Source organism: Paenibacillus psychroresistens (genome assembly GCF_009728935.1).
GTDB classification, from domain to species: domain Bacteria; phylum Bacillota; class Bacilli; order Paenibacillales; family NBRC-103111; genus Paenibacillus_AC; species Paenibacillus_AC psychroresistens.
This window is the reverse complement of the sequence record NZ_CP034235.1, coordinates 2,869,398-2,896,121: the sequence shown is the minus strand read 5'-3', so window position 1 is coordinate 2,896,121 and position 26,724 is coordinate 2,869,398. Positions and strand designations below refer to the sequence as shown.

The window sequence follows — 26,724 nt, the reverse complement described above, 5'->3', positions numbered from 1 at the left end:
TTAAAAATCCCTTAAATTTTATATCTGAGCCAAAGGGATAACGGTCAAAAGGGCAGCAAAACCAAAAGATTTATGCCATTTAGAACCTCCATGCACGATATTGCATAAATATGCAAAAACCATCATTAAGTATCTTCATCTCTTCGCAGTCAATTCAATCAAATGAGCACCATCGAAATAAAATAAATAGGTTTGTGTCACCGGCTTTTTCCATATCTGTTCAACCGCTTTAGCGTACAGCTCAAGCTGTACCCGATACTTCTCTGCTAAAAGCGGGATATCTGGTGTACGGACAGCATCGGTTTTATAATCCAAGAGAATTAAACCTTGTTCATCCTCAAACAAACAATCAATAACACCTTGAATCAAAACCATTTCATCCTGAATTGCTTCAGGAGCAAAAGGGTAAATTTCACTAGCCTGCAAACCATAGCTAAAAGGGGTTTCTCTTAAAACTTGCTTAGCATTAAGTAATCTATGACCTAGATCTGTACCAAAAAATCCATGGATTACTTTCACATCTACAGAATTATATTGCATGGACGTAATCATTTGAAGCCCCAGCATCCGGTCTAAGGTACCTTGAATATCAGCTAGTGTTAATCCTGCATTAATCGGAAGCTGCTGCATTACAGCATGATATACGGTCCCTCGCTCGGCAGCATTCAACTGCTGCTGTTCAATAAACCGTGGACGGCGGAATGACAAGCGGCGATCAGCTGAACGAGTTTCCTCACTGAATTCTGCAGAACCTTGAGAATCGCCTAAGCGCTTTAGCTCCGTTACCGATGTTTTGGAAAGCAATTGCGAAGCCATTTCATAAGAATACTTCCAAGATAACCGCTCTTCAATCTCTGAACTAAGCTCATCTGCTACCAATGGAATCGGAGTAAGATTAAGCAACGCCTCTTTATGCTGTTGCTGCTCGACCACAGCTTCACTTGCCGCAGCAGCTTGTGCAACGAATAATTCTGGCTGTGCCAGGACTACTTTCCAATGAGAAGGCATTTCGTTCAACAAGGTTCCATTGCTTGACTGCTTTTCAAACCCACCTCTGACACGAAGTGATTCTGCATGAGGATGGCGAATCAAGGAAGGTCCAATCCAATCCAAATAACAACGAGCTTTCGCTAGCTCATAGTCTGGTAACTCAATAGCTTTATGGGGCAATTGACGTCCCCATTGCAGTAATTGCTTGTCCAAATTACGAACAGTTCCAACCAAGTAGAGCTTCTCCCGAGCACGTGTCATTGCAACATAAAGCACACGCATTTCTTCAGCCAGCATCTCCAAACGCATCCTCCGGCGAATAGCCAAATAAGGCAATGATGGATAACTGACACGCAGCTTGGTGTCCACATATTTGGGACCAAATCCAAGCTCTTTATGGAGCAAAAATGTACTGTTTAAATCCTGCTGATTGAACATTTTTGCTAAACCTGCAACAAAGACGACTGGAAACTCCAAACCTTTGCTTTTATGAATCGATATGATTCTCACCACATCCTCTTGTTCACCCAAAGCTCTTGCTGTTCCTAAATCTCCACCACTGTCCTGCATCCGTTCGATAAAACGCAAGAAACGAAACAATCCGCGAAAGGAAGTAGCTTCATATTGCCGAGCACGATCGTACAAGGCTCTTAAATTGGCTTGGCGCTGCACTCCTCCAGGCATTCCACCGACGAAATCATAAAATCCTGTAGTGCGGTAAATCCCCCAAATTAAATCCGCTAGCGCGCCTTGTTTAGCATCCTCTCGCCAGACTTCAAGTGTTGCTATAAAAGAAATAAGCTTTTCACTTAAGGTTTGCTCAGCTGTTTCGGAAGTGCCAATCTGCTCTACATACTGTAGAAGAGCTAGATAAAAGCTCCCCTGTTTCTGTGCCAAGCGAATTGTTGCAAGCTCATCCGCAGTCAATCCAACAATCGGCGAACGCAGTACAGCAGCCAAAGGAATATCCTGCATGGGGTTGTCGATAATCTGCAGCAGGGATATCACAACTTCAATTTCCATAGCTGTAAAATAGCCCGTATTCAAATCTGCATAAGCAGGGATAGTTTGCAACCGCAATTCTTCCATCAGAGTAGGAGCCCAATTCCTTGTAGCACGCAGCAAAATAACGATATCTCGATAAGCAATCGGCCTCATCCCGCCTGCTTTCTTATCCCAAACCTGAAAAGCGGGTTGACCATCCATTCCCATAAGCCGCCGAATATGCAGGGCAATTAAGCGGGCTTCCATTTCAGCAGTTTTCAGTTCTTGTGTATCATCGCGTACAGTACCACCTGCAGTTGGCCCCTCATCTTCTTCGGCATCCGAGGACTTACCACCCTCTTGAGATTCTGCATCATCCTCGCTCGATTCAGAAGACTCTCCAGATCTATCAATTAACAACAGCTCAATTGCAAACTTTTCTTCAGCACTTAGCTCTTTAATACCTGCTTCACTCTCGGGATAACCTGCACCATAAACTAACTCAGCACTGCGATCATAAGCAACTTCTCCAACAGATTCATTCATTACCTGTTTAAAAATATAATTAACCCCGTCCACCACTTCACGTCGACTGCGAAAATTAGCTGCCAAATCAATTCTTCTGCCAGCACCGCCAAGCGTCTTTTGATAGCTTTTATATTTCTCTAGAAAAAGCCCTGGCTCCGCCAAACGAAAGCGGTAAATGCTTTGTTTGACGTCCCCAACAATGAACCTGTTCCCTGGATTTTTACGGGAAATGAGATCAATAATAGCTTCTTGTACGCGATTGGTATCCTGATATTCATCCAGCAGCACTTCGACAAACTGCTCTTGATAGTCTAGAGCTGCACGAGATGGCAATAATTCATCGCCTGTGCTAGCCGGATCACGTAAAATTTGCAAGCAATAATGCTCTAAATCAGCAAAATCCAGCAACCCCTTAGCTATTTTGGCCTGCATATAGCGTTCTCCAAAACGTAACACTAAATCTACTAAAACTTGCATCAAAGGTGCCATTTCGGTTAATTCAGCCGAAAATTGTTCTAAAGAGCGTCCAAACAGCTCTACCTTGAGCTTACTAAACTGATCTTTTGCTCTGTCCCGCAGCTGCTTCACATTCTCTTGTAATCCTTTGTCATAAGTGTCGCCTTTGCAAGGATTTAGACGTCCAAAGCCAGTTGTTTGAAAAGCCTCGTACAAATCTCCCCATATTTGATGCCATGTTTTTTGATTTGTTTCAGCTGACAGCTCCTGCAAATAACGAATAAGACTAAGTTCACCTTCTAGATTGTCCATATAAGGCAACGGACCTCCAGGCTGCTCTACTATCCGAATAGCTTCAAGCAATAAGCCTTCTACTCCATTTAACTCCAGATGGACATCATGAGTTAAACTGCGAAGCCACGGTTCCTCATCTTCAGAGCTTCCGTTCGCCCCACTATTAAAACGGGCTGCTTTTTCCAGCAACCATTTAGCAGGATCAGGGTGGCTTCTCGAGGAATCATAGAGTTGTTCAATCAAAGCCATTAAAGCATCATCATTACGCTCTCCGCTAAACCATTCAACCAGCAACCAAAACCCATTTACTTGTTCATCCAAGTTTTCACCGTAGCACTCCTCGAGCAAATCCTGTAGCTGATCGTGCCGCAGCAAAGCCGCTTCTGTCTCATTCGCGATTCTGAAGCCAGGATCCAGCTGAACCATTTGAAAATAGCGCTGGATCACCTCCATGCAAAAGGAGTGCAAGGTTGTAATGGATGCACGGTGAATGAGTGCTAATTGACGACGTAGATGCTGCGATTCCGGTTGGGCAAATAAAGCTTTCTCTAGAGCTTCTCCAATCCGATGCCGCATTTCTGCTGCCGCTGCCTTAGTGAATGTTGCGACTAGCAGACGATCGACGTCAAGCGGATTATGGACATCCGATATTTGGCGAATGATACGTTCGACCAAAACGGCCGTTTTACCTGAGCCCGCTGCTGCTGCGACGAGAATATTGCTGCCGCGCAAAGAGATCGCTTCCCACTGATCGTCCGTCCAAGTGCTATCTATTGGTTTTGAGGCTTGATCCATCATACTACTGCACTCCTTTCTGCTTCAGTGGAATGTCCATTACGGATTCACCAGCAATATCAAGCGCCATTGCTTGCCATACCTGCTCATTGCTTCGAGGCTGAATTATCCGATAGTCATTTCCTGCGAATAAGGGGTCAAATTCACAAATTGATTTATAATTACAAAAGGTGCAAGCAATCTGCTCGCCCATTCGATAAGGTTCTACGGATACCTCACCATTTGTGATCCTTGTTCCGATTACACGAATAGTTTGCCTTACATGGCTTTGCAGCAAGCTCCACTCTGCTCGTGTAGCTACGGATGCATTTTTATAGAAGCTTCCATCATTTTTCAAAGCAACCGGGATAATACTTGAACGCCCGCTTCCTCCACTTAGGTCATGATCCATGAATCCAATGGCTTCTGTTTCAGCCAATACAAGTCCACGTGTTTTAAAACGTTTCTTCAGCTCTTTTTCCACTTCTTCGCTTTGCAGTGCATTTTTGCTTTGAATCATTGGGTTATGCACATGAAAATAAAGCACGCCTGCCGGAATTGCTTTCTGTCCAATCCATCGTTCAGCATGTGTGATGACCACATCCAGATAAGTCAGCATTTGCAAGGAAAGTCCATGATATACTTCAGCTAATTTTAAAGAGGTTGAGCTTGATTTATAGTCAATAATCCTTAATAATGCACCCTCTGCACCCTCTGCACGATCCACACGGTCAATCCGTCCAATAATATCCATGGCAAAGCCATTATTTAATTGAAAGCTTAAGGCAGGCAATGTTTGCCCCGGTCCAAAACCAAGCTCTAGCTCAACAGGTACAAAAGCTCCTCGTCTAACATGCTCTGCTAACATTACGGCTGCTCGACCAATAATATTTTTTAATTTAAAGGCAATATAGCGGTATCTCGCAGAGCTTAATAGGATTTCGCTTTGCAGCCTAGGGGTCAACCGATCAATGATCAACGATGCCCTTTCCGTTAATTGCTCCAAGCTCAGCATTCCCCAAAGAACGCCTTCCTGCTGCATATCTTTGACTAATGCATTTAAAGCTGCGTGATATAATTGCCCGATATCTGGCGCTTCTAAGCGATAAATCCGTCGTTCCTGCAAGCGCAAGCCATGAGAGACAAACTGTGAAAATGGACATGCCACGAAGCGCTCCATGCGTGAAACACTGGCCCTTAAATGATCTCCATATAACTGTACTCGCGTTGTTTCGGCTAAAGCTGGTTCAGAATTAGTAAACAGCAACGATCGCATCATGCGCTGCAGCTTATCCCGCCAATCTGCTTGAACGGCAAACCAATTATAGATATGCCACCATAATGGGGCAATCTCAGCTCCACGCAGCGCCAACTTCATCTGTACGGTTAAATATGATAAAGCCCGTTCCGGCTGAGCGATAAAGCTCATTTGCGCTTGCTCCGATAATGATCCTTCAGGTCCGGCTAAAAGTAAGCGTTCCTGCATTAGTGGGAATAATGATTTCACTTGCTTGATGATTTCAGAGGGCAATAAAGATTTTCCCTCCTCATCAGCCAACGGATAACTTAACCACAAATAATCCGAAGGTGCACACAAAACGGTATAAATTAAAAATTGTTCATCCAAAAGCTTGCGACGACTTCCATCCGCCAAATGTAAGCCCAGCTCCGATAAAAGCTCGCGTTCATTCTCAGAGATCAAGCCATCTTCATTCATTCTTTGGGGTAGAACCCCATCATTCACACCTAAGACAAAAGCGATCTTAACCTGGGCTGTACGAGTTCGATCAATGCTTCCAATTAAGATTTGATCTAGTGAAGGTGGGACAAGAGCCAAACGAATGCTTTCTAATCCGGCATCTAATAATTGGACAAAAAGCTCTAGAGAAACCTCTTCAGCCCCCATCATTTCCACCATCTGATCCAGCATATTCATCACATGATCCCAGACCTGGCTATGTTCACGTGCTTTTTGCGGATTACCTGCAGCTAAAGCTTCATCTCCCCATTGCTGCAATCTTTCTGGAACTCCAGAATCGCTGAGCATTGTATATAAAGCTTCCGTCCGTTGCTGCAAAGTCTCTGACTGTTTCATCCGTTGCTGCAGCTGGGATAGAGGCTTAATAATCAATTGGCTGCTGGCTTGGATCCGCTTCAAGGCCAATGTATCCTCATCTTTAGCTGTTGCTTCCTCATCCTCTAACGAATTGAATCGTCGAATTTCCCAGCTCTTCGCTTCTAGCCAGCGATAGCCTTGAATTCCATATGCTAGCACGTAATTTTCAAGCTCATCCATAGCTTTACGATCTACAATGCCAGATGATTCTTTATTTAGCGGCAATAAAAAATCCGTTTTTACACAACGAAAAACAGCATCCGATTGCCAATTATGCAAGACAACCTCGAGCGCTGACCTTATAAATTCAACTAGCGGATGGAACATCATCGTACTCTTCTGATCAAAGAAGTACGGAATACTATAGTCATCAAATACGGAAGCTAGTAAGTCTCCATAAGCTTCAATGTTCCTAACCCGAACTGCAATATCTCTCCATCTTAAATGCTTCTCTCGCACAACACGGCGTATTTCTCGAGCTGCTCCTTCTACTTCTGCTCTGCGATGTACAGCTGCATACAAATGAATAGATTCATTTAGAGCTTCCTCAGCTACAGCTGGATAATGCTTCCTTCGCGGAGATAGACGCTGCTCATAATTACGCTCCAAATGTGCCAGCATGGGGCTCTTCCTGAAACGCGGCAGCTCGTTCTCACCAAGAACTACAACTTCATTGGTAAACATCCCTAAAGCTTCTAGCTGCTCCTGCAGCCGCACCATAGTAACGGCCGTGGGATGAAATAAATTCAATTCATCTGGCCGCTCACCAACCGAATAAGCGCGATCCAAGCATAAGGTTATCGTCACACTGCGACAATACCGCATACATTGCAGCACCGCTTCCTGCTCTTGAGGAGTAAAACCAAAAAAGCCGTCAATCCATAAATCAGCCTCACAAACACCAGTGCTTTTCTGCAATTGTTTAGCTAAATTGGCTAAGTAGTCTTCACCATCTAAATATTGCAGGGCTAGCAGCTTTTCAAACTCTGAATAAAGAACCAACAAATCATGTAATTTATCAGCTAATAAAGAGGTACTTCCCTCGATCTCTTTTGAGATTATTTTTTTTGCATAGTAATCCTTTAAGACATCTGCCGTTATACAATAACGTTTTAACTCACTAAAAAAAGCATTCAATCGCTCGAGAAAGCCCATTTTTTCCTGTGAGCTTTGAAACAGCTTCAATTCTGCATCATGTTTATGTAAAATACGCTGTAATAGCATTATTTTGCCTATATCATCTATGGGAAGCTTAGCTGTATCACCTGTTTCCTGCATAACTCGCCATGCTAGCCGCCGAAAACTTAGCACCTGAGCTCGGATAATTCCACTTAAACCAGGTGTTGAAACCAAGGCAACCTCAGCTTGAAAGGTTGCTTGCTCAGGTACAAGCAGAATGAGTGGATTCCCTTGCGGATTATCAGCTAGCTGCTGACGAATCTCATCCAAACAACGTCTGCTTTTGCCGCTGCCAGCTCGTCCTATTATAAATCGAATCGCCATATTGCCACTCCTTTGTAACCTCTATTATCTCTATACATGTAACCTTCTCTTATTTTAGCACATTTGTGAAACCGATAATAAAAAAGAACCCCCTTTACCAGGAAGTTCCAACCACAGTATTCCTTATGTTCATTCCTCAATGATAAAAAGTTTATAACTTTCCAGGATCCGTTTGGCTGCTGTTTCCTCATCAACCTTGTGAGCGAGGATATCCTGAAATACAGCGTAAATACTATTTATACTTCGATCCAGAACCTTCACTTGATCAACTAGTTGGCCTTTTGTGGAAGTGTGCACGTTTGATTTCGGGAAATAAGCCGGCATGTTCCTATGCTGCAATCCCGGAATCTCTGCAGCAAACGACACCTGGATCACCGGATTGTCCAATACCGGTCCAATACCCAGCTTGGCGTTCCGCAGTTGGTGTTCATCCGAAAGCAAGTAAGACATAACCTGAAAAGCTTCCTCCTTATGCGTACTCTTCGCATTCATCTGCAGCGCCTGCTCTATTCGGTCAGGGAATTGGTATGGGGAATTAGCAAACTCTGGGTAGGTCACAACATCCATATCTACTCCCGCCTTGACGGCTTCTTGCAAGGCGAAATATCTTTGTTTGTCATTCAACATTGTCATGTACCACCACGAACTCGTAGATAGCGCCACTTCGTCTTGTTTATAAGACGTCAAATATTGGGTAAAATAGCTCGTATCCCGGGGAGGGCTCCATTGACTGGATTTAGGCAGTCCTGCCAGCTCTTCGTAAAGCCGAATGATCTCCATCCATTGCGTCTTCGCTTCTTCCAGACTAATGCTGTGAGCTATCCATGATATCCCCAGCTGGTAAGCCATATTAACCCAAGCATCATAACTGGATAATTCATACCTGACTTCTGAAGGAAGCTTTCGCACCAGTTCCACAACATCGTCCCATGTCATGCCATCAATGGGATACTCGACGCCATACTTCTTAAACACTGCTTTGTTGTAATAGAGAGCATATAGCCTCTTGCTATAGGGAAGCACCGACAGTTCCCCGTTCACCTGCAGGGACTCGGCACGATTCCAAAGCCCTGGATCGATACTCCCAATATCAAACTGGTACTTCTGTATATATGGAGTCAGGTTTTCAGCCGGAAATTCAGTATATGAGGACATTTCTGGAATCGCCGTGGGGATGTAATCCACATCCCACCCTCTGGCACTACCTGCACCAACCATCGTATGACGTATATCTCCAGCTGCGGAAACCGGCCATTGTTCGGCTATTGAAGGACTTGGTGGTCCCGCTTCATATTTCAGCTTTATCCCTGGAAAGTGTTTTTCCACAGGATCAGCAATAAGTGTTTCAAATTCATCCATCTTCAAAAAAGTGGTAAAAACCAGCGTCACCTTATGCTTGGGTTGAAGTTTCAAGCCATCTTCACATCCAACTATGAATAGGCTCAATACCATAATAAGAAGAACTGTTTTATTCATAGATAATCCGTCCTCTCTAAATAGGTCTCAAGCCATTCACAATTCCATTTTAGCTTAATCCGCATTCAGGAAAATACTGTACATATTTCTATTTACTACAATTTACGTGTGTACAATATTGCTTTTAGTCTTATAATTTCGAAATATTTAACACAGCAAAAAAAACACCTATGTTCATTAATTGAACAATACTGTTTACAGGCAACTTGTCTCTATTTCATTCTCAAGAAATCCGCGAAAATCTCACGTTTAGCTGGAATGGAATCATGAATTTTTGCCCGTTATCAGATTAGGTGTTTTTAGGATCATACTTATATTTTCAGCAAATTACTTGCTTCGCACTTCAAAAATCGCAAATTTCAAATAATGGCCTTCTTCAACACCCAGTATTTGAGGATGGTCTTTACCTGCCCCGCGGAATTCTACCAAACGGAGAATTTTGCCTGCATCAATAGCTGCTTCTTGAATGGTTTGCAGGAACAGCTCTGGGCGCATATGGAAGGAACAGCTGGCCGTTACCAGAAAGCCGCCTTCGTTGACTAGCTTCATGCCGTGCAAATTAATATCCTTGTAACCACGGCTTGCACCTTCAACTGCACTTCGCGTTTTGGCAAATGCAGGTGGATCGAGAATGACAACATCCCAAGTACGTCCTTGAGCTTCTAATGGCTTTGAAGTATCTTGCTTCTTCTCGGCAGCAGTGGAACGAGATTTCCGCAGGTCTAGCCCTCTGACTTGTTCTCGCAAGTATTCAAAAGCGTCCGCTACCACATATTCTACACGATCCTCAAAACCATTTAATTTCATATTCCGTTTAGCGCTTTCGATGGCTCGTTCAGAGATATCCAAGCAAGTTACTTTTTTCGCACCGTTTACACATGCATTTAAAGTAAAGCTTCCTGTATGAGAGAAGCATTCCAGCACAGCCGCCCCGTCCCAATAAGGGAATGTAACTATTTTATCATTTGCATTTACGGGTACTAATTCAAGCTTACCTTCTAGTTCTCTTTCCTTAAGCTCAATCCCGCTTTTTTTACCCCAGCCTAACATCAATGGAGCAATGGCAGCACGATTCTCGCGTTGGTCGAAGAAGTATCCTGTTTTCTGGCCTTCATAGATATCGACTTCAATTTGCAAGCTATTCTCATTAATCGTTACAAATTGCGGAGTTTCCCCATAAAGATTACCTTTTACTTGCTCTAATCCCTCTAGCTCACGAATGGATACATCACTTCGCTCATAAATCCCGGCGGGCTGCATGACTTCAACCAGAGCATCAACGATTTGCTGACGGCAGGTATCCATACCTAGAGTAAGGATTTGCACAACTAAAACATCAGCAAACTTATCCACAATTAGACCAGGTAGAAAATCCGCTTCACCATAAACCAGTCGGTAAGCATCCCCCTGTTTAATAAATCGAGTTCGCAATGCCAAGCATTGTTGAAATCGCTCCACAAAAAAAGCTTTACTCATCGCTTCTAATGGCTTGTAGCTCACAACTCGTACAACAATTTGTGACTTGGGATTGTAATAACCGACTGCTAGAAATTGACCTATATGTGAAAGTACCGAAACCAGTGAGCCCACTTGCGGTTCACCCTCTACTCGGTCCACTTCATTCTGAAAAATCCAGGGCTGACCCTGCTCCAAGCGTTTTTTGCGCTTGCGTTGCAAATATACGGCTGCCATAATAAACTCCCTTACCTGCTGTTTTTCTTATTGAACCTCGATACCAAGCCGTTTAAGGCCGCTGCGCACAACATCCTCATTATTATCATAGCCTGAGGTTTTTTGCTGCCGCCATGCTTCTAATGGGGTTAACCATTCTACGCCGCGTATTTCCTCAACCTGCGCTTGAATGGTGCCTCCTATCGCCTCAACCAAGTAATAATGTACTTCTTTATCAATGATCCCCGATTTAGAGTGGACGAACTGATAGGTAATCAATGCAATGGAATCAATGATCCGTCCTACAATACCCGTTTCTTCTAAAATTTCACGCAAAGCGGTCTCCTCTATCGTCTCACCTGCCTCCATCTTGCCTTTGGGCAGTGTAATTTTACCATAACGATCTTGAATCATTTGCACCTGGAGCTCGTCCTTTTCCATTCGATAAACAAGCCCGCCTGCTGAAATTTCGACCATTGAATTCACCCATTCCTACTTATGTCGTCTTTTATACCGCTGCCGCCTGCATGATCCTTACAAACTCTCCCTTGCAAGCCTTAACGCCAGCTTCCGTAATCTTCACTTTAATAATCTGACCAATCATCTCTTCTGTTCCTGGGAAAATAACCTGTAAATAGTTATCGGAGAAGCCAGCTAGCAAGCCTTGGCTTAACATTTCCTTGCTTGGTTTTTCTGGTATTACTTCGAGCACTTCGCCTACAAAAGGTATTGCATAGGCAAGCTGCATTTGCTCGGATAAATGAATGATCTCATGTACACGTTGATTCTTCACATCTTCATCTACCTGATCCTCCATCCGTGCTGCAGGAGTACCTGTGCGCTTCGAGTAAGGGAATACGTGCATTTCCGCAAAACGCATCCGTTCCATAAAACGTAAGCCGTTTAAATACATTTCTTCCGTTTCGCCCGGAAAGCCGACAATAATGTCCGTCGTAATGGCGGCATCCGGCATAATTTCATGAATTAGCTCTATAGTATGTGCATATTCTGCCGTTGTATATTTGCGCCTCATTCGATGCAGCACATCGTCATCCCCAGCTTGTAGGGGAATGTGGAAATGGCGACACATCTTCGTTGAACCTTTGAGTACTTGCAGAACATCATCTGTAATTTGACTAGCTTCAATTGAGCTAATACGCAGGCGCTTAAGACCCTCTATTTTATCCAGATCCCAAAGCAGCTTAGCTAAGCTGTAGTCCTCTAAATCTTCCCCATATCCGCCTGTATGAATACCAGTAAGCACAATCTCCTGATAGCCTGCATTCACAAGCTGATGAGCTTGCTGCAGAACATTCTCCGGAATTCGACTTCTTAACAAGCCACGTGACCAGGGGATAATACAAAACGTACAGAAGTTATTACAGCCCTCTTGAATTTTCAAAAAAGCCCTTGTGTGATCAGAAAAGCTAGGTACATCCAACTCTTCAAACTCACGGGTTTTCATAATATTCCGAACGGCATTTATCGGTAAACGCTCTAGCTGGAATCGTTTTATTAAAGGCATGATTTTGTCGCGGTCCTGTGTCCCAATTACAATATCTACCCCAGGAATTGCAGCTACCTCCCCAGGTGAAGTTTGTGCATAACATCCACTCACTGCAATAATAGCCCCTGGATTACGTCGAACTGCGCGCCGAATAACCTGACGGCTTTTTTTATCACCTGTATTCGTTACTGTACATGTATTAATTAAATAAACATCCGCTGTTTGCTCAAAATCGACCTGCTCATAGCCTTCGTTTTTGAATAATTGCCAAATGCCTTCCGTTTCATAAAAATTGACCTTACATCCTAACGTATGAAATGCAACGCTTGGCATAGCGATCAGCCTCCCATTTCCCCGGTTTCATATAAAATGCACGTCAGCGCGACCATAGCCGCGGTTTCCGTACGTAGAATTCTCGAGCCTAAGCTAATTGAATGACAGCCTGCTTGAACGGCCTCAGCAATCTCTTTCACTGTGAAACCACCTTCTGGCCCAACCAAAAGTAAAACCTTGCCCTTAAGAGGTGTTTCAGCTTCACGTTTAAAGGTTTGGACCAGCAGCTGCTTTAATTGCAGACCACTTTCCTTCTCATAACAGATCAACGCAAGATCAACTTGCTCAACCAGCTTTAAGGTTTGTTTCCATGAAAGCGGCAGCGTTACTTCCGGAACACGATTACGATGCGCCTGCTCGGCAGCTTCCTTGGCAATCTTGCCCCACCGTTCTTGCAGCTTCACTGCTTTCTTATCATCATACTGTACAATGGTCCGCTCTGAAACAAAAGGGATAAATCGCGCTGCACCAATTTCCGTATTCTTCTGAATCACAGTTTCCAGTTTATCAGCTTTAGGCAAGCTTTGCGCTACCCACACCTCAATAGCTGCTTCGTTGTTTAAAGCCAGCTCCTCAAGAATGGCTGCTTCCACTATATCCTTATCCAAAAGGGTAAGGCTAACAAGTGCTTCCCGATTGATTCCATTGCTGCAAATGACGGTATCGCCTATTTGAGAACGCATTACTCGAACTAAATGGTGAGCATCTCCGCCGGTAATCGATACAGTCGTTTCATGAAATTGCTCTGGAGGAATAAAATACCGCTGCATCTTCATCACACTTTCTGCTAAAGTTCCAAAGCTTTATTTTACAAGGAAACTTCGGTTATTTCTACTAACTTAGCGCTACCCTACCAAATATCGCACGAGCTATATCTAGCATGACATTTTGGATCGGCTCCTGCAAAGATAAATAAGGGCCTAAAAATACATTGTATAAAGGAGGTAAAAAGACCATTAATAAAAAGAAATATATAGCCCACTGCTCATACTGTTGCAGTTTAATCCTTTGTTCAACAGGCAACAAATCCTGAACAATTCGATAGCCATCAAGTGGCGGCAAAGGCAATAAATTAAACAAAAACAACATCACATTCAAACTAATCAAATAACCTAAAAATGTTGTAATTGCACTCCAAACTCCATAATTCGCAACGTAAAGCTCGTGTAGCCAACCAAAATAACCTAATAAAAAAAGAATAAACAATCCAATAAAGGCAATAATCAAATTTGAAAGTGGACCTACAACAGAAACAATAATCCCCATCAATCTAGGCCTTTTAAAATTACCACGATTAACTAACACAGGCTTAGCCCAACCAAAACCAATTAAAAAGATTAATATCGTACCTAATACATCTAGATGAACACGAGGATTTAATGTTACCCTCCCCATCGAGCGAGGAGTTGGATCTCCGAACTTATCGGCAGCGTAAGCGTGAGCAAATTCATGTATGGTAAACGCTATTACCACTGCCAAGAATACAAATGGCGTATCTTTAAGCTCGAACCTCAACAAACCTTCTAAAAAATCCAATTTCCACCTACATCTTTCTGGCCACTATCGCCACCCAATTTTGATCATAATATTTCTCAATTACCGTTAACCCTGCTGCTGTCATAGCAGATTCAACCAACTCTTCTTTGGCTGCAATAATTCCTGAAGCAATGTATGTACCTCCAGCTCGCAATGCATTAAATACATCATCACAGAATAGAATGATCACTTCTGCCAATATATTAGCCACAACAATATCTACAGGTAAAGTAATGCCTAAGCTTTTATCGCCAGATTCAATGACTTTCAATAAATCACTTTTTCGTACCGTAATGCTGCTTTCCAGCCGATTTAGCGCTACATTCTCATTGGCAACTGTGACAGCAACCTGATCCAAATCCAATGCTAGCACATGCTTAGCACCTAGTTTAATTGCTGCAATCGCAAGAATTCCCGAACCTGTGCCCACATCTATAATCTCTTCACCGCCGCGAATAACTCGTTCTAATGTTTGTAAGCATAACGTAGTTGTTTCATGTGTACCTGTTCCAAATGCCATTCCTGGATCCAGTTCAATTATTAGCTCATCTGGTTCTGGAGAATACTCTTCCCAAGTAGGTTTAATAGTCAGTCTATCCGAAACCCGAATCGGTTTAAAGTATTTTTTCCACTCATCCGCCCAATCTTCGTCATAAACATCCTTCAGCTCTACGCGCGGGCTGCCTGTATCAATGCCAATTTCACTCAGCATTTGCAGAGATTCATCCAATTCCTTTAATATGCGCTCCATCTCACTGCCTTCAGAGAAGTAAGACTTAATTTCACAGCGTCCTTCAGGAATATCATTAAGCGGAGTATCGTACAGCTGTCCAAATGAAGTATCACGTTCCTTATTTAAGGTTCCAGATTCTTCAATGGATACACCACCGGCTCCTAATTCGTGCATGAAGTTCGTCACCATTTCAATGGCTTCTTCTGTTGTATAAATGGTAACCTCGTGCCAACGCATGTTTGGAACCCCCTAAATTTGAATAAACACCATTTTCGGCATATTAGCCCTATTGTACTACACTGTTATGTTTGGAGCAAAATTACAAAAATATAAACATAAAAAACTCCTTTCAGGTTCGAAAGGAGCGCGTTTTACTTAGCGTGTTCGCTTTAGTTATTCAGATGACTCAGATGACTTTTGGCGGTTATTAGCTGCTGTTGCTCTTTGATTAGCCTCTAAATCTTGACTATCTGCAGCTTCACTTGAAAATTCTACATCTTGGCTGCTTGCTATTGGCAGGTTTTTTTGTCTTTGCGTCTTTTCTTGCGATGAACCATTTGTTTTATTCTCTGATGACATTTGTATTCACTGCTCCTTCATTTTTAATTCAAAATTACTACAAGGAGTAGTATTTAACCAAACATAGGTTTTTATGCACTTGAGGTTGATTTACTGTAATGTGGCGAATCGTTCAACAATACTGTCCTCAAATGGATGTGGTAATGTAATCTTGCCCCCGTATTTGGCGGTATGATAGATGGCCATAATGACTTGGTACGATAGCATTGAATGCTCAAGGTCACAAATATGCCCACCTTCTGCATTGGACACGTAACTATCTATTGAATCTAAATAAGCAATCAATGCCTCCAAATAACCATCTTCCCAGCTTGATTTCTCGATAATATGGGATTGAGTAATGTAGTTTCTTACTTCCAAAGACTGATTGAGCGCAATTTTCAGGTGTCCTTCTTTCCCATAAACCTCAACACCGATATGGTAAAAAGGATTAGTTTCTCCTGGAATAGACCTTGCGAACGCTCCGCATTCGATCGTTGCACGCACCCCATTCTCGAAAAGAACACTTGCCATTGACTCATCTGGTGCTACGATCGAGGAGCTATCCTTCCCTTCACACAGGCCAGTTTGTCCCATCACCCAGCTAACAGGACTAAAATCATTAAAGAACATGACCATATCGATGACATGCGAGCCTTGCTCCATAATGTTCACTCTTGTGGATGCACGAATAAATTCAATTTCACCAATGGCTCCCGTTTGCAGCAAATTCCGCGCCTTACTCCAGGCTGGTAAATATTTGTGCTGATGGTTGACCAGCACTAACTTATTATGAGCTTTACAAATGTTAGCGATCTCGTAGGCTTCTGTTGGTTTAAGCGCTAAAGGCTTTTCGATATTTATTAGCTTGACACTAGGAAACTGTACAGCTATCTTCACTAATTCAAGTCTAGCATCAGCACTGCTGACAATATCAACTACATCCGGGTTCGTTTCATGCAACAAATCCGCTAAAATCAAGGAACGATGTTTGATCTGATATTGGTCTGCAAGACTATTCAATCTAACTGCATTTGAATGTCCGCATATGCCAACAAGCTCAATGCTATTGCATGCTTGGTAGGCTTTGGCATGAGCATCTGCCCAGCCATTGGTCCCGACGAGTACTGCTCTTAATTTCATCTGTAATGGATGCCTCCTCGTTCCTATTTGTTTAAGCAATGGACAGCTTAAGCATAAAAAACTTGCCTGCATAATAAAATGCGAGCAAGTTTTTGTAAACTAATTAAATTATTTATCAAATAAAGCCTTTTTCATCTTTTCGAAAATCGATTCGTGATGCTCGATCGGTACTTGGCCTTCTTTGTCACCTGAGAATTGTCTTAACAGATCCTTTTGCTCATCCGTTAATTTACTTGGCGTAACAACAACGACTTTAACCTGTTGATCTCCTTGGCCAAAACCGCGTAAGCGTGGAACCCCTTTGCCTTTTAAACGGAAATAGGTACCTGTTTGCGTGCCTGCAGGGATTTTCAGCTTAACTTTTTCAGTCAAGGTTGGAATTTCGATTTCATCACCTAAAGCTGCTTGAGTAAAGGTTAGTGGAACCTCGCAATAAACGTCATCGCCTTCACGCTCGAAGAACTCATGTGTTTTCACACGTAATACGATAAATAGATCTCCTGGAGGACCGCCTTTGGTTCCTGCTTCTCCCTCGCCTGAAACACGCAATTGTGCGCCTTCATCAACACCAGCTGGAATTTTCACATGAATTTTACGTTGTTTTTTAACTTTTCCGGCTCCATTACAATCCGAGCATTTATCTTTAATGATTTGCCCTTGGCCATTACAAGCGGAACAAACACGGCGATTCACAATACGGCCAAAAGCTGTATTCTGAATGACTTCTTGCTGTCCAGACCCTTTACAAACGCCGCAAGTCTCTGGCTTAGTCCCAACCTTGGCACCTGAACCATTACATTTATCACAATTTTCCGTACGAGGGATCGTAATATCAAGCTCTTTACCAAAGATAGCTTCTTTAAATTCAATAGTCATGGAATATTGCAGATCATTCCCACGCTGTGGTGCATTCGGATTCCTTCTTCCGCCACCACCGCCGCCAAAGAACATATCAAAAATATCGCCAAAGCCGCCCATATCCTGACCACCACCGCCGCCACCCATACCTTGATTGGGATCGACATGGCCATATTGGTCATAAGTACTGCGTTTTTGATCATCGCTCAGCACATCATAAGCTTCTTTAACTTCTTTGAATTGTTCTTCCGCATTTGCTGCTTTATTAACGTCGGGATGATACTCCCGGGCTAACTTACGAAAGGATTTTTTGACTTCCTCTGGCGTAGCATTCTTGCCTACCCCAAGCACTTCATAATAATCACGCTTACTCACTAGAGCACCCCCATCTAAACTGACAAAGCAAAGCCAAAGCCCGAATATTGCTCACTGGCTTTGGACTTCACTTCCAATTAAATTACTTCTTTTCGTCTTCTTTAACTTCTTTAACTTCTTCATATTCAGCTTCGACAACATTATCGTTTGATCTGCTGTTCGATGAATCGCCTTCGCCTTGAGCACCTTGAGCTGCTTGAGCATCTGCTGCCATTTTTTCATACATCTTCACAGATAATTGCTGCACGATTTCCGATAATTCTTCCGTTGCAGCTTTCAAGACTTCGTTATCATCGCCTTCAAGCGCCGCTTTAACTTTAGCTTTAGCTTCTTCCGCTTTGTCTAACTCGGCTTGATCCACTTTATCGCCTAAATCTTTGATTGTTTTATCAGCTGTATACATCAATTGATCGGCTTCATTACGCGCTTCAACCTTCTCTTTAAACAGACGATCTTCTTCCGCGTGAGCTTCGGCATCCTTCATCATTTGATCAACTTCAGCATCTGATAGACCGCCTGACGCTGTAATTGTAATCGTTTGGGTTTTACCAGTGCCTTTTTCCAAAGCAGAAACATTCACTATACCATTAGAGTCAATATTAAATGTAACTTCAATTTGCGGAACGCCGCGAGGTGCTGCAGGAATATCTCCCAACATGAATCGGCCCAATGTTTTGTTTCCTGTTGCCATGGTACGTTCACCTTGAAGCACATGAATTTCTACGCTAGTTTGCATATCTGCATAGGTGCTGTAAACCTGAGATTTACTTGTTGGGATTGTTGTGTTGCGTTCGATCATTTTCGTAAATACACCGCCAGCTGTTTCAATACCCAATGACAATGGAGTTACGTCTAGAAGGATTACACCTGTTACATCCCCAGTAAGAACACCTGCTTGAATTGCCGCGCCTAGAGCAACAACTTCATCCGGGTTAACACCTTTATGCGGATCTTTGCCAATCAATCTTTTAACGGCATCCACTACAGCAGGAATACGAGTGGAACCACCAACAAGCACAACTTTATCGATATCATTAGCCGTTAAGCCTGAATCCTTCAATGCTTGACGAGTTGGCCCGAGTGTTCTTTCAACAAGCGTAGCAGTCAATTCATCAAATTTAGCACGTGTTAACGTGATTTCTAAATGCTGAGGAACGCCATCCACTACAGTAATAAACGGAAGGGAGATAGTTGAAGTTACAACTCCAGAAAGCTCCTTTTTCGCTTTTTCTGCAGCATCCTTCAAACGTTGGACAGCTGCTTTATCTTTGCTTAGGTCAATGCTATGTTCTTTCTTAAATTCAGCTACTAGGTAATCCATTACCAATTGGTCAAAATCATCGCCGCCTAGACGGTTGTCACCACTGGTTGCTTTAACTTCAAATGTGCCTTCGCCTAATTCAAGAATGGATACGTCAAACGTACCGCCGCCTAAATCATAAACCAAGATGGTTTCATCTTGATCTTTCTCAAGGCCATAAGCTAGTGCTGCAGCTGTAGGCTCATTAACGATACGCAATACTTCCAAACCTGCAATCTTGCCTGCATCCTTTGTAGCTTGACGCTGGCTATCATTAAAATATGCGGGAACGGTAATAACCGCTTGGGTTACTTTTGTACCTAAGTAAGCTTCTGCATCTGCTTTTAATTTCTGAAGAATCATCGCTGAAATTTCTGGTGCTGTGTAGTCCTTATCTTCAATTGTCACTTTATGATTCGTACCCATGTAACGTTTAATGGATGCAATTGTACGATCTGGATTAGTGATAGCTTGGCGTTTAGCTGTTTCTCCAACTGTACGCTCGCCATCTTTTTTAAAGCCTACGATTGAAGGAGTTGTGCGGTTACCTTCTGGATTGGGGATAACAACGGCTTCGCCACCCTCCATTACTGCTACGCAAGAGTTTGTTGTTCCTAAGTCAATACCAATTACTTTTCCCATGGTCTCTCGAACCTCCATTATATAATTTACGTGCTAACTTTAACCATTGCTGGACGAATCACTTTATCCTTCAACATATAACCTTTTTGGATTTCCTCGACAATCGTGCCTTCTTCGTGGTCTTCTGAATCGACCTGCATAATCGCTTGGTGAAAATCAGGATTGAACGGCTGGTTAACCGATTCAATAGCTTTCAAGCCTTCTGATTCCAAAACCTGGTCCAATTGCTTAGCTGTCATTTCAATTCCTTTGATTAGAACTTCAAAATCTTTAACAGATTTACTTGCCACCAAAGCACGTTCAAAATTATCAACGATCGGCAGCAATTGCTCAATCAATTTCACTGATGCGTATTTAGCAAAATCCTCTTTCTCTTGACGAGAACGACGACGGAAATTATCATAGTCTGCTTGGACTCGCATATAACGTTCATGGTTATCATTGGCAAGCTTGCGCGCTGCTTCTAAAGCTGCTGCTTGCGGATCTACAACCTCAACTTCAACTTCAGTCACTTCTTCTTGATCCGGGTTTATAGCTTCTACATTTGCCTCCACGGCTTCTGCTGCAGCTGCTTGTTGTTGATCTTTCGCTTCCAAAATGTATTCACCTCCTTAACTTAATAAACCATTTTTATATCATTTAATCCGATTCTTCGCTAAGATGCGATTTCATTTTGATCACAGTATGAATTCGCAATAAAGCACCTGCGACTTCCCCTGCTGCTTTCAGTGCATGCAGCTTAACCAAGGTAGGGTCAACAATACCCGCTTCCAAACAATCGATCAGCTTGCCGGTATCACAATCAATTCCAAGAGAATCTGTTTGCTTTAGCAGCTGTGCGGCTTTAATTTCTTCGACTTTCTCCAGTGGATTATAGCCTGCATTTAGGACGATTTGACCAAGCGGTTTACGAAGTGCTTGTGAAACGGCAGAGATACCGAAGCTCTCCATTCCCATCTGTGATTCCCGAAAGCGATCTAATTCATGAGCTGCCGCTATTTCTGCTGCGCCCCCGCCTGGCAGATATCCGCCCCATAAAGCAGCTTGCAGCGCTGCTGCTGCGTCCATCGCAATCCGTGAACGTTCACTCGCAACTTCTCTTGTGCTCGCTCCAACAATTAAAGTGACCAGCGGCTTTCCTTCACCTTCACTTAAACGAATTCGTTCGATTCGTTCATCATAGTCGATAGCACCAGCGGTACCAAGTACTGTAGCAAGCTCAGCTGGTGATTTCTTCAAGGCGGAACGACGGACTGGCTTAGCACCCGTATATTCGCAAAGCTGCAATGTCTCCGCCCGTGTTAGTCGTTGAACCAGCATAATGCCATGATCCGCACAAAACTGCTCCGCCTCTGCATCAACTGCACGCTCGACTGAGATGAGTCCAACTTGCAGCTTAATCAATTGTTCAAGCTGCGCTTTGAATTGCTCTCTCATCTCCAAGAATGCCCGGAAACCACTTTCAGTTGCCAAAGCTTCTTCATCTATTGCTTCAGGTTCAAGCGCATCTTGAAGCACTAGAACCTGTTTAAACGCTGTATTACGGTGCATTTGAGGATGAAGCGGTTTTTTATGAAGTAAGATTCCATTCCATACTTGATTATTAGCTTTCTCCACAGCCGTTACCGTATCCGCAAAACGAAAGGCTTCGTCCTTAAGTTTATCCATTCCGGTAAGCTTAGCAGCTGCTAGGACTAGATCAGCAATATCTTTATGTTCACGTCCTGCTGTATAAGCAATCCGATATAAAATCGGGTCATCTAAATCAGCAATGTACCTAGATCGTGATTGTAAGCTCTCCATTGCAAGCTGAATGCCTTGCTCCATACCACGGACAACTTTTGCAACCGGTACACCCTTCATTACTTGTGCTACGCCTTCACTTACTAACGCACCTGCAAGCACAGTCGCGGTTGTTGTTCCATCGCCTACGATAGCTTGCTGTGAACGTGCTACCTGCACCATTAAGCGAGCAGCTGGATGCGTAACATCCATTTTTTCAAGAATGGTTACCCCATCATTCGTAATTAACACTTCACCTTGCGTACCGACTAACATGGTATCAAGCCCTTTGGGACCTAAAGTACCCTCTACAGCTGCGCATATCGCCCGGATAGCTCCAGCGTTATTCAGCAATGTGGCATATCGTTCTTCCCCTTCGTGATTGCCTTGCTTTGCTTGACTCATGAAGTGTAAGTCCTCTCTATTTATACCAGCGTCCGAGAATAAGTGACAAATCGCGAGATAGATAATCCAGCAAGCGAATCACCTTGCCGTATTCCATTCGGGTAGGACCTAGGATACCGATAGTTCCCAGCAATTGACCATCTATGGAATAGCTTGCTGAGATCAAGCTGCAATGATTGATGGCCTCAACGCTATTTTCACTGCCAATCCTAACTTGAATCCCTTCAGGCAATGCGGTAAACATTCGTAATAAATTTGGTTTTTCATCCAATAAATCAAGAATATGTTTGACCTTATCGACATCTTTAAAATCGGGCTGAGTCAGCATATTCGTTGCGCCGCCTAGAAAAATCCGATCTTGTTCTTCGTTTTGCAGCACCTCTTCCATAAGATGAAGCAAATCTTCATAACGATCCACATTTTTACTCAGCTCTACACCAATTTCGCTGTATAGCTTGGATCGAAGCTGAACCAACGGTACATTCTGCAAGCGATCATTCAAAATGTTAACGGTTTTTTCGATCTCTGACATCGGTATGCCTTCAGGAAGTGTAAATGTTTTATTCTCAACATGCCCTGTATTCGTCACGATAATGGCAACAGCCGTGTGAGTATTTAACGGAATAATCTGTAAATGCTTCAATGTCGTATTAAATACCTCTGGGCCCAATACGATTGATGTGTAGTTGGTTAACCCTGATAATACAGTTGCGACCTGCTGCACTACTTGTTCGACTTCACTTATTTTTTCGGCAAAAAAGCCTTTCATTACACTTAACTCATGTACCGACAATGCTCCATATTGAACAAGATGATCGACATAATACCGATAACCTTTATTCGATGGAATTCGTCCTGCCGAGGTGTGAGGCTGCTCCAAAAAGCCAAGCTCCTCCAAATCAGACATCTCATTGCGAATTGTTGCAGGACTAAAGCCGATATCTCCACGTTTGGAAATACTGCGGGAGCCAACAGGTTCGGCATAACGAATATAATCATCCACGATCGCGTTCAAAATCATACGTTGCCGTTCTGATAGCATATATTCCCCTCCTAAGAGTTTACGATCGTAAACTGGCTTCGTAAGCATCTGCTTATTAAAATTCGAATGTTAGCACTCTCGTCAGCTGAGTGCTAATCGATAATACAAAAATACCAAACCCAAACGCCTGTTGTCAAGTTAATCCAAACGTTTAAGTACGGCAATTTCATCACAGCAGTGTTGTTTTTTGCAAAATATACAATCTTTCCATACTTTTTCCGGAAAAATCTCCTTTGGGACCACACTAAACCCATTTTTCTCAAAAAAGGCAACTTCATACGTCAGAGCCATAATCTTCGGAATTTTCTGAGCTCTTGCTTCCTCGGTTAAGAAGGTTACAAGCTTCTTCCCAATTCCTAAGCCCTTGTATCCATCCGTAATTCCTAGAGACCGGATTTCAACAAGTTCAGGACCCAAGAGCGTTAGTGAGCCGCAGCCAACCATAATTCCATCCACTTCAGCTATAACGAAAGTGTCGATCTGACGCTGCAGAACCTCTTTGGATCTCGGAAGCATAATGCCTTTTTCCGCATAACCCTGTATAATTTCAAACAATGTATTCACATCGTCAATGCTTGCTTTTCTACACATAACAGATACTACAGTCATTATTCTCACATCCAGTTTAAAAGATAGTATGAATAAATATACAATAGAATGCATAAAAATATCAAGCAAATATTCCGATAAACTCCGCAAATACCTCATTGCCTAATAAAATTCCATGCTCCGATAAACGATAGCCGCCATCGAAAGCAGTCAACAGTTTTTTCTGAGTCAGCTTTTCGAGAATCTCACCAAAAACCGATTCCATGGTTACATCGAATTGAGAGCTGAAATCCTGATTAGTTACGCCTTTAAGCATTCGCAAACCAACCATCATAAAGTCTTCCATCGCTTCTTCCCGACTAACTTCATGCCCATCCAATATAGGCAAACCAAGCTTGGTAGCATCAATGTAAGGCTGAATAGCTTTAACATTGGAATGCCGTTGCCGAAGCATATAGCCATGAGCTCCAGCACCTAAGCCATAATAGCTCTGATTCCGCCAATACATGGAATTATGGCGACTTTCATACCCAGGTTTCGCGAAATTGCTGATTTCATATTGGGAATAGCCCGCAGCTTGCAAGCGTTCCATGATGGAGAGATACATTTGCACCTCGTCATCCTCATCCGGAAGAGCAAGCTGATTTTTCTGAAAAAGGGTATGAAAAAGCGTATTCTCTTCAACCTTAAGTCCGTAAATCGAGTAATGCTGCAAATCTAGCTTTAAGGCAGCATCTAATGTCTGCTGCATCATGGCAATGGTTTGCTTGGGAAGGCCGAACATTAAATCAATGGAGAGATTATTAAAGCCTGCAGTTCTGGCATTCTCAATACTTCGGTAAACATCATCGACATTATGGATACGTCCAATTTCGGCAAGCAGCATGGGATCAAAGGACTGAACACCAAAGCTGATCCGATTAACACCACCAGCTTTCATAGCATGCAGCTTATCAATATCCGTTGTTCCCGGATTAGCTTCCATCGAAAACTCAATTTGTTCGTCCCGTGCATCACCATGAAAAAAGTAAGTGCGTACCAAGCGCAGAAAATGCTCCATTTGATCTGGAAGCAGGACAGTTGGCGTACCCCCTCCAACAAAGATTGTTTCGATCCCGTCCGGAGGAAGCTGTTTAACGGTTTGCTCCATTTCACGTTCAAGTGCATCCAAGTATTCCCTTACGGGCTGACCTTTGAGCACATAGGAATTAAAATCACAGTAATGGCATTTATTCGTACAAAACGGAATATGCAGGTATACGGCTTTAGGTGCAATATGAAAGCTATTCATCTAGTCTCAACACCGCCATGAAGGCCTCCTGTGGAATTTCCACGCTGCCCACCTGTTTCATTCGCTTCTTGCCTTCTTTTTGTTTATCCAGCAGCTTACGTTTACGTGAGATGTCACCGCCGTAGCATTTGGCTAATACATTCTTACGCATCGCTTTTACTGTTTCACGGGCAAGCACTTTTTGACCAATAGACGCTTGGATGGGAACTTCAAACATTTGGCGTGGAATCAGATCCTTGAGCTTCTCACAAATTTGGCGTCCGCGATTATAAGCGCGATCACGATGAACAATGAAGGATAACGCATCTACATTCTCTGAATTCAACAGAATATCCATCTTCACGAGGTTGGAGCGTTTATACCCGCACATTTCGTAGTCAAACGACGCATACCCTTTGGTTCCAGACTTCAATTGATCGAAGAAATCATAAACAATTTCGGATAGCGGCATTTCATAGGTTAATGTGACTCGATTGGAATCGAGATATTCCATATTGACAAATTCGCCGCGTTTGCTTTGGCAAAGCTCCATGATTGTCCCTACAAAGTCATTTGGTACAATAACCCCCGCTTTAACATAAGGCTCTTCTACAAACTCAATCTTACCTGGATCTGGGTAATTCGCCGGATTATCAATTTTCAGCAACTCACCATTCGTTAGCGTAACATGATAGATAACGCTTGGTGCTGTAGTAATTAACGGAATATTAAATTCGCGTTCAACGCGTTCTTGAATAATTTCCATGTGGAGCAATCCAAGAAATCCGCAGCGGAAGCCGAAGCCTAATGCAGTAGAGCTTTCCGGTTCATAGCGAAGCGAGCTGTCATTCAGTTCCAGCTTCTCCAAAGCTTCTCTAAGATCATTATATTCCGAGTTATCAATAGGATATAATCCGCAGAAAACCATCGGGTTAATTCGACGATAACCAGGCAACGCTTCTGGAGCTGGATTCTTAAAATCAGTAACCGTATCCCCGACTCGTGTATCCTTAACATTCTTAATTCCTGCAACGATAAAACCAACGTCTCCGACATTAAGTTCAGGAATTATGCTCATACGCGGCATAAAGGCCCCGACCTCGATGACTTCAAATGATTTTTGAGTCGCCATAAATGTAATCTTCGTGCCTGCACGAATTGAACCATCGATTACGCGAACATAAACAATGACCCCTTTATAAGGATCATAATGAGAGTCAAAAATCAATGCTTTTAAAGGGTTATCCGGATCTCCAACAGGTGCGGGAACCTTAGCAACAACCTGCTCAAGTATTTCTTTAATTCCGATACCCGCCTTAGCTGAAGCCAATACAGCTTCGCTGGCATCTAAACCGATAACTTCTTCGATTTGCTGCTTCACACGCTCAGGATCTGCACTTGGCAAATCAATTTTATTAATAACCGGCAGAATCTCCAGGTTATTGTCTAAAGCCAAATAAACATTGGCTAAGGTTTGAGCTTCAATCCCTTGAGCAGCATCAACTACCAGCAAAGCACCTTCACAGGCAGCCAAGCTTCGGGATACTTCATAAGTGAAATCGACATGCCCCGGTGTATCAATTAGATTAAGAATATAAACCTCGCCGTCATCGGCTTTATAATTTAAACGAACAGCTTGCAGCTTAATTGTAATCCCGCGCTCCCGCTCCAAATCCATGGAATCCAGTAGCTGCTCTTGCATATCACGTGAGGCTACGGCGCCGGTATATTCCAAAATACGGTCAGCCAAAGTGGACTTACCATGATCAATATGTGCAATAATTGAGAAATTCCGAATTCTTTTTTGTCTCGCTCGAATGTCCGTCATGCCTAACCCCCTGAAAAATATGCGCAATCACACTAAATTTCATTATAACAGTTGTGAGAGTGAGCGGCAAT

19 protein-coding genes are annotated in these 26,724 nt (G+C 43.0%); all 19 read right to left on the bottom strand.

Translation table 11 applies throughout. The features are described 5' to 3' along the window. Positions 1 to 135: 135 nt before the first annotated feature. The 19 genes from addA to lepA all read right to left on the bottom strand — a co-directional run bounded on the left by addA (position 136) and on the right by lepA (position 26,653). Complete coding sequence (gene addA, locus EHS13_RS12965) at positions 136 to 4,050, bottom strand: helicase-exonuclease AddAB subunit AddA (protein WP_319633424.1); 3,915 nt, start codon at positions 4,048 to 4,050, stop codon at positions 136 to 138. Between the two features lies 1 nt (position 4,051). After that, entirely contained in the window at positions 4,052 to 7,645 is a 3,594-nt protein-coding gene (gene addB / locus EHS13_RS12960; RefSeq protein ID WP_155700751.1) for a helicase-exonuclease AddAB subunit AddB, read from the bottom strand. 129 nt (positions 7,646 to 7,774) lie between these two features. Beyond that, on the bottom strand, positions 7,775 to 9,121 hold the full coding sequence (locus EHS13_RS12955; protein WP_155700750.1) for an ABC transporter substrate-binding protein: 1,347 nt from the start codon (positions 9,119 to 9,121) through the stop codon (positions 7,775 to 7,777). 327 nt (positions 9,122 to 9,448) lie between these two features. Next, positions 9,449 to 10,813 (bottom strand): class I SAM-dependent rRNA methyltransferase, encoded by a 1,365-nt coding sequence (locus EHS13_RS12950; protein WP_155700749.1) that lies wholly within the window; start codon positions 10,811 to 10,813, stop codon positions 9,449 to 9,451. Between the two features lie 27 nt (positions 10,814 to 10,840). Beyond that, positions 10,841 to 11,269, bottom strand: a complete 429-nt coding sequence (locus EHS13_RS12945; RefSeq protein ID WP_155705335.1) for an NUDIX hydrolase — start codon at positions 11,267 to 11,269, stop codon at positions 10,841 to 10,843. Between the two features lie 31 nt (positions 11,270 to 11,300). After that, entirely contained in the window at positions 11,301 to 12,632 is a 1,332-nt protein-coding gene (gene mtaB, locus EHS13_RS12940; protein ID WP_155700748.1) for a tRNA (N(6)-L-threonylcarbamoyladenosine(37)-C(2))-methylthiotransferase MtaB, read from the bottom strand. 5 nt (positions 12,633 to 12,637) lie between these two features. Further along, the gene (locus tag EHS13_RS12935) at positions 12,638 to 13,402 is read right to left on the bottom strand and encodes an RsmE family RNA methyltransferase (protein ID WP_155700747.1); all 765 of its coding nucleotides are present in this window, start codon (positions 13,400 to 13,402) and stop codon (positions 12,638 to 12,640) included. Between the two features lie 64 nt (positions 13,403 to 13,466). Further along, positions 13,467 to 14,168 (bottom strand): site-2 protease family protein, encoded by a 702-nt coding sequence (locus EHS13_RS12930; protein WP_227013919.1) that lies wholly within the window; start codon positions 14,166 to 14,168, stop codon positions 13,467 to 13,469. Positions 14,169 to 14,175: 7 nt separating this feature from the next. Then, positions 14,176 to 15,138, bottom strand: a complete 963-nt coding sequence (gene prmA, locus EHS13_RS12925) for a 50S ribosomal protein L11 methyltransferase (protein WP_155700746.1) — start codon at positions 15,136 to 15,138, stop codon at positions 14,176 to 14,178. Between the two features lie 156 nt (positions 15,139 to 15,294). Beyond that, positions 15,295 to 15,480 carry a YfhD family protein gene (locus EHS13_RS12920; RefSeq protein WP_155700745.1) on the bottom strand — a complete coding sequence of 62 codons (186 nt, stop codon included), beginning with the start codon at positions 15,478 to 15,480 and terminating at the stop codon, positions 15,295 to 15,297. A gap of 90 nt (positions 15,481 to 15,570) precedes the next feature. After that, entirely contained in the window at positions 15,571 to 16,602 is a 1,032-nt protein-coding gene (locus tag EHS13_RS12915; RefSeq protein ID WP_162463094.1) for a Gfo/Idh/MocA family protein, read from the bottom strand. Between the two features lie 108 nt (positions 16,603 to 16,710). Next, positions 16,711 to 17,835, bottom strand: a complete 1,125-nt coding sequence (dnaJ, locus tag EHS13_RS12910; protein WP_155700743.1) for a molecular chaperone DnaJ — start codon at positions 17,833 to 17,835, stop codon at positions 16,711 to 16,713. 82 nt (positions 17,836 to 17,917) lie between these two features. Further along, positions 17,918 to 19,777 carry a molecular chaperone DnaK gene (dnaK, locus tag EHS13_RS12905; RefSeq protein WP_155700742.1) on the bottom strand — a complete coding sequence of 620 codons (1,860 nt, stop codon included), beginning with the start codon at positions 19,775 to 19,777 and terminating at the stop codon, positions 17,918 to 17,920. Positions 19,778 to 19,803: 26 nt separating this feature from the next. Beyond that, on the bottom strand, positions 19,804 to 20,373 hold the full coding sequence (gene grpE, locus EHS13_RS12900) for a nucleotide exchange factor GrpE (RefSeq protein ID WP_227013918.1): 570 nt from the start codon (positions 20,371 to 20,373) through the stop codon (positions 19,804 to 19,806). Positions 20,374 to 20,416: 43 nt separating this feature from the next. Further along, positions 20,417 to 21,964 (bottom strand): TCP-1/cpn60 chaperonin family protein, encoded by a 1,548-nt coding sequence (locus EHS13_RS12895; protein WP_155700740.1) that lies wholly within the window; start codon positions 21,962 to 21,964, stop codon positions 20,417 to 20,419. 16 nt (positions 21,965 to 21,980) lie between these two features. Beyond that, positions 21,981 to 23,006, bottom strand: a complete 1,026-nt coding sequence (hrcA, locus tag EHS13_RS12890) for a heat-inducible transcriptional repressor HrcA (RefSeq protein WP_155700739.1) — start codon at positions 23,004 to 23,006, stop codon at positions 21,981 to 21,983. A gap of 138 nt (positions 23,007 to 23,144) precedes the next feature. Next, positions 23,145 to 23,615 carry an N-acetyltransferase gene (locus tag EHS13_RS12885; protein WP_155700738.1) on the bottom strand — a complete coding sequence of 157 codons (471 nt, stop codon included), beginning with the start codon at positions 23,613 to 23,615 and terminating at the stop codon, positions 23,145 to 23,147. A 61-nt stretch (positions 23,616 to 23,676) separates the two neighbouring features. Further along, positions 23,677 to 24,846, bottom strand: coding sequence for a radical SAM family heme chaperone HemW (hemW, locus tag EHS13_RS12880; RefSeq protein WP_155700737.1), 1,170 nt, complete (start codon positions 24,844 to 24,846; stop codon positions 23,677 to 23,679). After that, the gene (lepA, locus tag EHS13_RS12875) at positions 24,839 to 26,653 is read right to left on the bottom strand and encodes a translation elongation factor 4 (RefSeq protein WP_155700736.1); all 1,815 of its coding nucleotides are present in this window, start codon (positions 26,651 to 26,653) and stop codon (positions 24,839 to 24,841) included. Before lepA ends, hemW begins: the two co-directional genes overlap by 8 nt. Positions 26,654 to 26,724 lie beyond the last annotated feature (71 nt).

What these genes read in the sequence shown, in the direction of transcription:
- addA (WP_319633424.1), bottom strand. Translation starts at nt 4,050, where the DNA reads ATGATGGATCAAGCCTCAAAACCAATAGATAGCACTTGGACGGACGAT.
- addB (WP_155700751.1), bottom strand. Translation starts at nt 7,645, where the DNA reads ATGGCGATTCGATTTATAATAGGACGAGCTGGCAGCGGCAAAAGCAGA.
- EHS13_RS12955 (WP_155700750.1), bottom strand. Translation starts at nt 9,121, where the DNA reads ATGAATAAAACAGTTCTTCTTATTATGGTATTGAGCCTATTCATAGTT.
- EHS13_RS12950 (WP_155700749.1), bottom strand. Translation starts at nt 10,813, where the DNA reads ATGGCAGCCGTATATTTGCAACGCAAGCGCAAAAAACGCTTGGAGCAG.
- EHS13_RS12945 (WP_155705335.1), bottom strand. Translation starts at nt 11,269, where the DNA reads ATGGTCGAAATTTCAGCAGGCGGGCTTGTTTATCGAATGGAAAAGGAC.
- mtaB (WP_155700748.1), bottom strand. Translation starts at nt 12,632, where the DNA reads ATGCCAAGCGTTGCATTTCATACGTTAGGATGTAAGGTCAATTTTTAT.
- EHS13_RS12935 (WP_155700747.1), bottom strand. Translation starts at nt 13,402, where the DNA reads ATGCAGCGGTATTTTATTCCTCCAGAGCAATTTCATGAAACGACTGTA.
- prmA (WP_155700746.1), bottom strand. Translation starts at nt 15,138, where the DNA reads ATGCGTTGGCACGAGGTTACCATTTATACAACAGAAGAAGCCATTGAA.
- EHS13_RS12920 (WP_155700745.1), bottom strand. Translation starts at nt 15,480, where the DNA reads ATGTCATCAGAGAATAAAACAAATGGTTCATCGCAAGAAAAGACGCAA.
- EHS13_RS12915 (WP_162463094.1), bottom strand. Translation starts at nt 16,602, where the DNA reads ATGAAATTAAGAGCAGTACTCGTCGGGACCAATGGCTGGGCAGATGCT.
- dnaK (WP_155700742.1), bottom strand. Translation starts at nt 19,777, where the DNA reads ATGGGAAAAGTAATTGGTATTGACTTAGGAACAACAAACTCTTGCGTA.
- EHS13_RS12895 (WP_155700740.1), bottom strand. Translation starts at nt 21,964, where the DNA reads ATGAGTCAAGCAAAGCAAGGCAATCACGAAGGGGAAGAACGATATGCC.
- hrcA (WP_155700739.1), bottom strand. Translation starts at nt 23,006, where the DNA reads ATGCTATCAGAACGGCAACGTATGATTTTGAACGCGATCGTGGATGAT.
- EHS13_RS12885 (WP_155700738.1), bottom strand. Translation starts at nt 23,615, where the DNA reads ATGACTGTAGTATCTGTTATGTGTAGAAAAGCAAGCATTGACGATGTG.
- hemW (WP_155700737.1), bottom strand. Translation starts at nt 24,846, where the DNA reads ATGAATAGCTTTCATATTGCACCTAAAGCCGTATACCTGCATATTCCG.
- lepA (WP_155700736.1), bottom strand. Translation starts at nt 26,653, where the DNA reads ATGACGGACATTCGAGCGAGACAAAAAAGAATTCGGAATTTCTCAATT.